The 8,484-nt window shown below is 63.4% G+C and carries 8 protein-coding genes; 2 read left to right on the forward strand and 6 right to left on the reverse strand.

Annotated elements, in window-relative coordinates; all coding sequences use genetic code 11:
• Nucleotides 1-102 precede the first annotated feature (102 nt).
• The 5 genes from QM019_RS12105 to QM019_RS12120 all read right to left on the reverse strand — a co-directional run bounded on the left by QM019_RS12105 (nucleotide 103) and on the right by QM019_RS12120 (nucleotide 4,905).
• Nucleotides 103-1,281: a sodium/glutamate symporter gene (locus tag QM019_RS12105; protein WP_282853210.1), complete on the reverse strand. Its 1,179-nt coding sequence runs from the start codon at nucleotides 1,279-1,281 to the stop codon at nucleotides 103-105.
• Nucleotides 1,278-2,222, reverse strand: coding sequence for a formimidoylglutamase (gene hutG, locus QM019_RS12110; protein WP_282826674.1), 945 nt, complete (start codon nucleotides 2,220-2,222; stop codon nucleotides 1,278-1,280). The genes QM019_RS12105 and hutG overlap by 4 nt, the downstream gene beginning before the upstream one ends.
• Nucleotides 2,222-2,917 carry an IclR family transcriptional regulator gene (locus QM019_RS12945; protein ID WP_428831916.1) on the reverse strand — a complete coding sequence of 232 codons (696 nt, stop codon included), beginning with the start codon at nucleotides 2,915-2,917 and terminating at the stop codon, nucleotides 2,222-2,224. The genes hutG and QM019_RS12945 overlap by 1 nt, the downstream gene beginning before the upstream one ends.
• A gap of 135 nt (nucleotides 2,918-3,052) precedes the next feature.
• Nucleotides 3,053-4,264 (reverse strand): glutaminase A, encoded by a 1,212-nt coding sequence (gene glsA, locus QM019_RS12115; protein WP_282826672.1) that lies wholly within the window; start codon nucleotides 4,262-4,264, stop codon nucleotides 3,053-3,055.
• Entirely contained in the window at nucleotides 4,261-4,905 is a 645-nt protein-coding gene (locus tag QM019_RS12120) for a hypothetical protein (protein WP_282826669.1), read from the reverse strand. The genes glsA and QM019_RS12120 overlap by 4 nt, the downstream gene beginning before the upstream one ends.
• Before the next feature lie 128 nt (nucleotides 4,906-5,033).
• Here QM019_RS12120 and QM019_RS12125 point away from each other — a divergent pair, with 128 nt between their 5' ends.
• Complete coding sequence (locus QM019_RS12125; protein WP_282853212.1) at nucleotides 5,034-6,455, forward strand: DEAD/DEAH box helicase; 1,422 nt, start codon at nucleotides 5,034-5,036, stop codon at nucleotides 6,453-6,455.
• Between the two features lie 2 nt (nucleotides 6,456-6,457).
• Here QM019_RS12125 and QM019_RS12130 read toward each other — a convergent pair whose 3' ends face one another.
• Entirely contained in the window at nucleotides 6,458-7,339 is an 882-nt protein-coding gene (locus QM019_RS12130; protein WP_282853213.1) for a PHP domain-containing protein, read from the reverse strand.
• A 64-nt stretch (nucleotides 7,340-7,403) separates the two neighbouring features.
• Here QM019_RS12130 and QM019_RS12135 point away from each other — a divergent pair, with 64 nt between their 5' ends.
• The gene (locus tag QM019_RS12135) at nucleotides 7,404-8,438 is read left to right on the forward strand and encodes an endonuclease/exonuclease/phosphatase family protein (protein WP_282853214.1); all 1,035 of its coding nucleotides are present in this window, start codon (nucleotides 7,404-7,406) and stop codon (nucleotides 8,436-8,438) included.
• Nucleotides 8,439-8,484 lie beyond the last annotated feature (46 nt).

Raw genomic sequence — 8,484 nt, forward strand, 5'->3', positions numbered from 1 at the left:
GTAGGGTGGTGCAAGTCGAGGTCTTCCGGCGGACGGTGAGTGTGAGAACTTCCATCCTGGAAGACCTCGACGTCTATCCGCGAACCAGCCGGCGCCCCTCGACTACACCCTCAACTGCGAAGAGCCATTTAACGCCGAATCGAGCATTGAACGCATCCATATTCGCAAGAGCGTTTGGAGTTGCCCCAAACCGTGCCCAATTAGGCCAGCGACCATAGTGGCAGCATCATAGTTCTTACCCATCATTCTGAAAACAATCTGGGTAGCAAATACGAGGATAAAAGCAACCTGCACTAAAAGAACTGCGACCAGCGGCAGCGCAAGGGCCGCGAGTTCCCAAATCTTCAGGCTCATCATCGCCATCGTTAGGAAGAATCCAAGCGTGAACTGCGAGATGAGGTCGACTGCCTGATCATCCAATTTCACCAAATTGAACTTGTCATTTAGATTTCGGAATATCACGGCGATCAACATGGCACCCACATACGCCGGAAATGAAAAACCGGTAATCTCCGACAACCATGTACCAAGGAGAATTCCAACGACCATGATTGCGCCGATGACAACGGCCGCCACGAGCATCGATTGGTAGTTGACTCCCTGTCTCTCAGCCGCGACATTGTCTTCTGAAGTACCGCTCGAAGCCGTGCCATAGCCCGAACCGCTCGCAGCCACGAGCGCACCCACTCGGGCTTCGGCTTCTGTTGGGATCCTAATCTTGTGGCGGTTCACGAGCCACCCAGCCGTGGGTCCACCGAGGAGGCTGCCAGCCACCAGGCCAAAGGTTGCCGATGCCAACGCAACAGCTGTTGCCCCAGTGGTACCCATCTCTTCAGCAGTCGGCCCGAACGCCGCAGCTGCACCAAGGCCACCCTCAAGACTGACTGAGCCAGCCATGATGCCAAGCATGGGGTCCACGCCCACAACGTTGGCCATCCCGATCCCGATCAAATTTTGCAGAATCGCCAATGTCCAACAGGCGATGAGGTAGACGAGGAGCAACCTGCCACCCTTTTTCAGCACAGCGAAGCTTCCCGCCAGGCCGATGGTTGTGAAGAAAGCAATCATGGCAGGTGTCTGCAAGGCAGTGTCGAACTCGACTTCGGCAACACCCGTCTGGCGTAGGGCGAATACCACCAGGGCGAATAGGAACCCGCCGATCACGGGTGCCGGAAACGAGAATCTCTGTAGAAACCCGATGCGACGTCTAGCCGCCTCGCCGAGCAATAAGAGGATGAGCGTGAGTGCAGTAGTCTGCACCATATCAATTTGCAGGTTCAAATTTCACTCCGAGTGGTAACTAGATCATGAATGAGGCGCGCTGCGGTGCGCGCAGTTCGCTGGTCGATATCGAACTCAGGGTTGAGTTCGGCAAAATCTGCATGTCGCAACTTGGACGATTCGGCGATATTCAAAATGCATGCACGCACAACTTCGAGTGGCACTCCATACGCTGCCGGAGCACTTACTCCGGGAGCAACCGATGCCGGGAGTACGTCGATGTCAACGGTCAGATAGAGATGGTCAATCTGTTCAAGGAAGTCACCAACTACCCGCTCCCCCAAGCTCGCACCGTGCCGATTTAGTTGCTCGTCGGTCACGTGGTCGATACCTATCTCATTCGCACGCTCGAAGAGAATCTGTGTGTTTGACGGCGAAGAAATCCCTAGCGTTAGGTATTTGATGTCGATGGCATCCCACAATGCATCCTCGTGGATCTGAAAGAATCCAGTTCCAGAACTGGCACGATCTGCTTGCCGATTGTCGAAATGGGCATCCAAGTTGATGATTCCCCACCGTTCAGATTGAGTGTTTAGTGATGCCTTCTTGAATCCGAGGTAGCTAGCGTAGGTGATCTCGTGCCCACCGCCGAGACCGACTGTGAAGTTGCCAGCGGCGAGTATTTGCGCCAACATATCACCAAACTCCAATTGTCCATTCTCGAGTTCTTCTCCCTCCACACAGATATCTCCGGCGTCGTACAGCGGACCGGAGTTATGGATCGCCATTGAAGACAATGCCGATCGAAGTGCGTCGGGAGCCTTTCGAGCACCTGGCCGACCGAGGTTCCTTCGCACACCTTCATCGCTGCTAAATCCCAAAAGCACTGTGCCACTCTCGCCAGGAATGTCAGGCCACGGTCGAATTGCGTTGTGCCAACGCAGGTGTTCGGCACCTTCCCCGTCGTTTCGGCCACTCCACCCGCTGGGTGCTCTCTTCATTACTTATTCCCTCCGCTCAATGCCTGGCTCGTCTCGAGGACGAGCCTGATGTAGTGCTGCTTCCGGTCTGTAACTCGCGGCACTGGGGCCATTAGCGTCACGACGCCTTGGAGTACTTCTCTGCCGTCAACCACTGGCGCGCTCACACCCCACACGCCTTCATCTAGCACTCCCGCACTGATTGCATATCCGACGCGTTCCGCGGTCCGGCAGGAGTCCTCAATTTCTTGCGATTGCTTTCGGTCTAGGCCATGGCGCGAAAAGATCTGAGTTCGGCGAGTGCTAGACATATGCGAGAGAATTGCAGTTGCAGTCGCGCCTCGAAGCAATGGCTGAGATGCCCCGATCGTGTAGCAACACCGAAGGGCGTAGCGAGGTGACTCAGCAGCATCCACGCAGAGGATTTCGTCGTCGTGAGGAACCATGTAAGCGGCAAATTCTCCCGACTGCTCCGAGAGGCGCCGAAGCGACCCAGTTATTGCGCCCGTAGTGAGTGCCTGGTCCCGATATCGCTGCGCAAGTTTGACCGATACGGCGCCCGCGCTGTATCGCCCTGGCGAAACGCGCTGCGCAAAACCCGAGTCGACAAGCATTCGAATGAGGCGGTATCCCGTACTTACCGGGACTCCGCATTGTTGGCTAATTTCTTCAACTGTCACCGTTGGACGATCTGCCAGACATTGCAAAAACCGCATCAGTCGAGCGATAAGTCGTTCGTCGCCATCAACCACGCCTAGCCGCCCCTTTGCAATCCAATTTCCAGCGCTGTCACGCTATAGAACTGCATCCCGCGAGTCTCGACAACACGAATTTCTCACTAAATGAGAATTTTAGGCGCGGCGGAGGACGTCCTTCGGGTCGTCGACCTGCACGGGGTGTCCGTCGAGTGAGAGTCGGCGGATGCCCTCGTTGATCATCCGGAGGGCGACGCGGTCGCCCGAGGTGACCCGGGCGAGGTCGAGGTGCACGGGCACGCGGCCATCCGGGATCTCCTCGAACGCGCGCAGCACGCGCTCGGACTGCGAGAACCGCAGCGGGCCCTGCAGGACGAGCAGGAACCGCGGTTCGGTCCCCTCGTCGTCACGCGTGAAGGTGTGCACCGCGGCATCGCTCGCCGGTGGCACACCCATGAGGTGCATGCCCATCTCCTGGCTCAGCCGCTCGAACAGCGCGACGCCGCGCACCGAGTTACCGAACGTGTCGAGGCGCGGCGAGAACGTCGCCACGGCGACCTGGCCGGGCAGGACGCCGAAGATCCCTCCACCGACGCCCGACTTCGCGGGGATCCCGACGTCGGTCATCCAGTCGCCCGAGGCGTTGTACATGCCACAGGTACTCATGACCGAGAGCACGCGCTGCGCGGTGCCCTCGCTGACGACGCGGTGCCCGGTGATCGGGTTCACCCCGCCCAGGCCGAGGGTCATGCCCATGACGGCGAGGTCGCGCGCCGTGACGCGGATCGCGCACTGGCGCGTGTACCCGGCGACGACCTCGCTCGGCTCGAGCTCGAAGTGCCCGGTCGAGCGCACGAGGTACGCGAGCGACATGTTTCGGTACGCCGTCGCGATCTCGGAGTGATAGACGTCGCCGTCGACCTCGAGGTCGCGCCCGGCGAAGGCCGACAGGCCCGCGCGCACGTGCTCGAAGCGCTCCGCTGGCGTCCAGTCGTCCGGCGCCGTGAGCGCGTAGGTCGTGATCGCGCCGATGTTGATCATCGGGTTGTCGGGCCGCCCGGTCGTTTCGTCGACGCTCGCCGAGTAGAAGGGGTCACCGCTCGGCTCGACGTTCACGTGCTCCTCGACGCCCGCCGCGCCGCGCGTCTCGAGCGCGAGGGCGTACGCGAACGGCTTCGAGGCGGACTGAATCGAGAACTCGACCTCAGCATCCCCCGCGTCGTACTGCGTGCCCTCGGGCGTGCAGAGCGCCACACCGAACTGGTCGGGGTCGACGTTCGCGAGCTCGGGGATGTAGTTGGCCACCTCGCCACCGTCGTGGCATCCGAGCATGGCCTCATTCAGGTAGTCAAGCAGCGGGGATTTCATGCCGCGAGCTTCAGCCGATTCATGCGGCGCGAGTGGTTCGCGAGCAGCTCGCCGGCGAAGGCCTCGGCCCCCGCCTCGGCGCCCTCCACGACCGTGTCGGCGCTCTTGCCGGGCGCAATGCCCGCGAACTGGCGGGTCCACACGACCCCGTCGCCGGCGGTGCGGCGGCCCCACATCGCGAGCCGATCGTCGATGTGAATGTCGCGCTCAAACAGGGCCTGCAGCGTCGCCACGATCTCGTCCTGCCAGGCCGACCAGTCGAGCTCGTCGCCGAACTCCACGGCGCGTGTGCGGAGCGCGCCGAAGCCGAGCACCGCATCCCGCACGATGCCGTTCACGAGAAAGAGCGAGAGCAGCTGCTCGTATGCGGTGCGACCGCTCACCCGCGCCCAGAGGTCGTCGAGGAGCTTGGTGACCGCGTCGGGCTCGGTGCCCTCGTCGGCGCGCACGAGGTCGCGGATGCGCGGGATCGCGTCGGCCTCCGGCGTGCGGGCCAGTTCGCGCTCAAGGTCGTCGAGCGAAAGCCGGGTGCGGCGCAGGGTGCTGGCAGCGACGTCGCGCAGCAGCTGGGGCTCCGGTGCGAGCTCGGCAAACGGGTTCGCCTCGGTAGCCGAGGACTTCTCTGCGTCTTCACTACTCACCGCGTCATCTTCTCACGAGCCGGATGCGAAATGGCTGCCCAGAGTAGGGTGGACAGCGGTGCTGTCGACCGCACCCGTGCGCCCTGGAGAATTCGGGCGCCCATGATCCACCTGAATAAGGGCTATTTGTGAAGTTTTCTGAACTCGGAGTCGCGCCCGATCTCGCCGCGACACTCGCCGAACACGGCATTGAAGAAGCGTTCCCCATCCAGGAACAGACCATTCCCCTGGCGCTCAAGGGCCAGGACATCATCGGTCAGGCAAAGACCGGTACGGGCAAGACCCTCGGCTTCGGTCTGCCCCTGCTCCAGCGACTGGGCGAGAACCCCGAGCCCGGCGTGCAGGCGCTCGTCGTCGCGCCGACGCGTGAGCTCGCGATGCAGGTCTTTGAAGACCTCGACCGCGCGGCCGCGAAGCGCGGCACCGTCGTCGTGCCGATCTATGGCGGTAAGGCCTACGAGGGGCAGATCGACCAGATTAAGGATGGCGCGCAGGTCATCGTCGCCACGCCCGGTCGCCTCATCGACCTCATGAACCAGCGCATCATCTCGCTGAAGAATGTGCGCGAGATCGTCCTTGACGAGGCCGACAAGATGCTCGACCTCGGCTTCCTGCCCGACATCGAAAAGATCTTCGCGGCCGTGCCGCAGGTGCGCCACACCATGCTCTTCTCGGCAACGATGCCCGGCCCGATCCTCAACCTCGCGCGCCGCTTTATGACGCAGCCGGTGCACATTCGCGTCACCGACCCCGACGAGGGCGTGCTGCAGAAGAACATCCGCCACATCGTCTACCGCGCCCACCCGCTCGACAAAGATGAGCTAATCGCGCGCATCCTGCAGGCCACCGGCCGCGGCAAGACTGTCATCTTCATGCGCACGAAGCGCGCTGCCGCCAAGCTCCTCGAAGAGCTCCGCGACCGCGGGTTCTCGGCCGCCGCGGTGCACGGCGACATGAACCAGGAGCAACGTGAGCGCTCGATGGCGTCGTTCAAGGGTGACAAGAAGGACGTGCTCATTGCCACCGACGTTGCCGCGCGCGGCATCGACGTCGAAGAGGTCACGCACGTGATCAATCACACGATCCCCGAAGACGAGAAGGCGTACCTGCACCGCGTCGGCCGCACCGGCCGCGCCGGCCACTCGGGCATCGCTGTGACGTTCGTGGACTGGGACGACCTGCACCGCTGGTCGCTCATCTCGAAGGCGCTCGAGCTCGCCGAAGAGGACCCGCGCGAGACCTACTCGTCGAGCCCCCATCTGTTCGAGGAACTCGACATTCCCGAGGGCACGAAGGGCCGCCTGCCCGGCGCTTCCACCCGAGGCAACGACGCGCCGCCGAAGGAGGCGAGCCGCTCGTCGCGCTCGCGCTCGCGAAGCCGCAAGCACACGACCGATGGCGGCGCCGAGAGTGCGACCGCCGAGTCGCCCGCCGAGGGCACCTCGGCGTCGGAGGGCGGCGAGCCGTCGCGCGCGCCGCGCCGGCGTCGTCGCCGGCGTCGCGGTGGCTCGGGCGAGGGCTCGGCACCGAGCGAGGCCAGCGCCGAGTAGCGCTAGCGCTCGCGATGCGGCACGACCGGCTTCGTGCCGGTGGCCCGCGCAATAATTCGTTTCAGCTCGACGGGATCCGTAGTGTTCTCGCCGAGCTGGTTCGGTTTTCCGGCGCCGTGATAGTCGCTCGAACCGGTCACGATGAGGTCATGTTTGCGGGCGTAGCCGCGCAGGAGTGAGCGGGCCAGCTCGTCGTTCTCGCGGTGGCCGATCTCGACGCCATCGAGCCCGGCCGCGACAAGCTTCGGGAAGTTGCCGTCGCTCATCGCTCGACGCCCGCGGCTCCCGCCGTGCGCGAGCACCGCGACGCCGCCGGCCTCGTGGATGAGCTCGATGGCGTGCGTCGGATGCGGGGCCCGGTGGGGCTGAAAGTAGCCGCCGCGCCAGTGCAGGATCGACGCGAACGCCTCGTTCCGGTCGGCGACGAGGCCCTTGCGGGCCAGCGCATCGGCGATATGGGGGCGACCGATCGTCGCGCCCTCCTGCGCCTCCGCGAGCACGTCATCCCACTTCAGCGGGAAGTCGCGGCCGATCGCCTCGACCATCCGCTCGGCCCGCGTCACGCGATCGTTGCGGATGCGGTCGAGTTCGGCGACGAGGTGCTGATCGTGCCGGTCGAGCAGGTAACCCAGAATGTGCACGGAAGCGAGTTCGATCTGCGTCGAGAACTCGATTCCAGGGATCAGCGCCAGGCCGAGCTGGCGCGCGGCCGCCCCCGCCTCATCCCAGCCCACCATGGTGTCGTGATCGGTGAGCGCGATTGTGCCGAGCCCCGCATCCGCGGCCGCCTGCACGACCTGCGCCGGCGATTCGGTGCCGTCGGACTCGTTCGAGTGCAGGTGCAGGTCGATCGGTTTGGCTGGGTCGAAGGGGCGCGCGGTCATGCTTCATGGTAGGCCGAGTTCAGGCGGCCCTTTCGGCAGCCTGCCCAGGTACCCTTGAGCGGTCATGTCGAAACGCAAACGAATCTCGCCGGCGTGGGGCATCAGCGGCGGCCTGCTCGCTGTTGTGGTGCTCATCTGCGGCGTTGTGCTGATCTGGCCACAGCTATTTGGCCTCCAGCGGACTCTGCCCTTTACGCAGCTCATTTCATTCCGGCTGGTTGGGCTGCTCTGCCTCGGCGCGGCGTTGATTCTCGTGCTGATTCTGCTGCTGATTTCGCGCCAGTCGCGGGCGCTGTTCGGCGCGACCGCCGTGGTGCTGACGCTGGTCCTCGTTGTCGGCAGCGGTATCTATCTCGTACGAGGCCTTGCGACGAATGTGCCAGCGAGCAATGCCGAGGGGTCGATCAAGGTACTGAGTTGGAACACGCTCGGCAACGAACCCGGCTCGCCGACGATCGCACAGCTCGCCCTCGAACGCGAGGCCGATGTCGTCGTGCTGCCCGAGACGACCGAGGACATGGGCGTCGAGATCGCCGGCATTATGTCGGAGCAGGGCAGCCCGATGTGGGTGCTCTCGAACAGCGGCGCACCTGGGTATGCCGCAGCCGAGACGACAATCCTGATTTCGTCAGATCTCGGCGAGTATCAAATCAACTCCGACCTCGGTGACACGTCGGCGCTCGCCACCGTAATCGCCGAGCCGGTGAGCGGCGACGGCCCGCGGTTCATCGCCGCTCATCCAATAGCCCCGACGCCCCAGTACATGGATCTGTGGCGTTCCGACCTCGAGTGGCTCTCAACGGTCTGCGACGGCAACACGATTCTTGCCGGTGATCTCAATGCGACGCTTGACCACCTGTGGGGCCTTGGCACGACCGACGGCGCTGCCCTCGGCGCGTGTTACGACGCGGCCCAGGCTGCGGGTGCTGCCTCCTCCGGTACCTGGACAAGTGGTCGCCCGCCCATGCTCGTGCCAGCAATCGACCATGTCATGTCGACGTCGCAGTGGAAGGTCACTGGCTTCGAGGTCATCACCTCGGCCGATCGCGCTGGCTCGGACCACCGCCCCGTCTTCGCCGAACTCTCCCCCGCCTCCTAACGAGGGGGTTGAGTGGTCGTTTTTTGTAGTTCTGGCGGTGCCAGAA

The sequence above is a fragment of the Gulosibacter sediminis genome (assembly GCF_030011715.1).
GTDB lineage: Bacteria > Actinomycetota > Actinomycetes > Actinomycetales > Microbacteriaceae > Gulosibacter > Gulosibacter sediminis.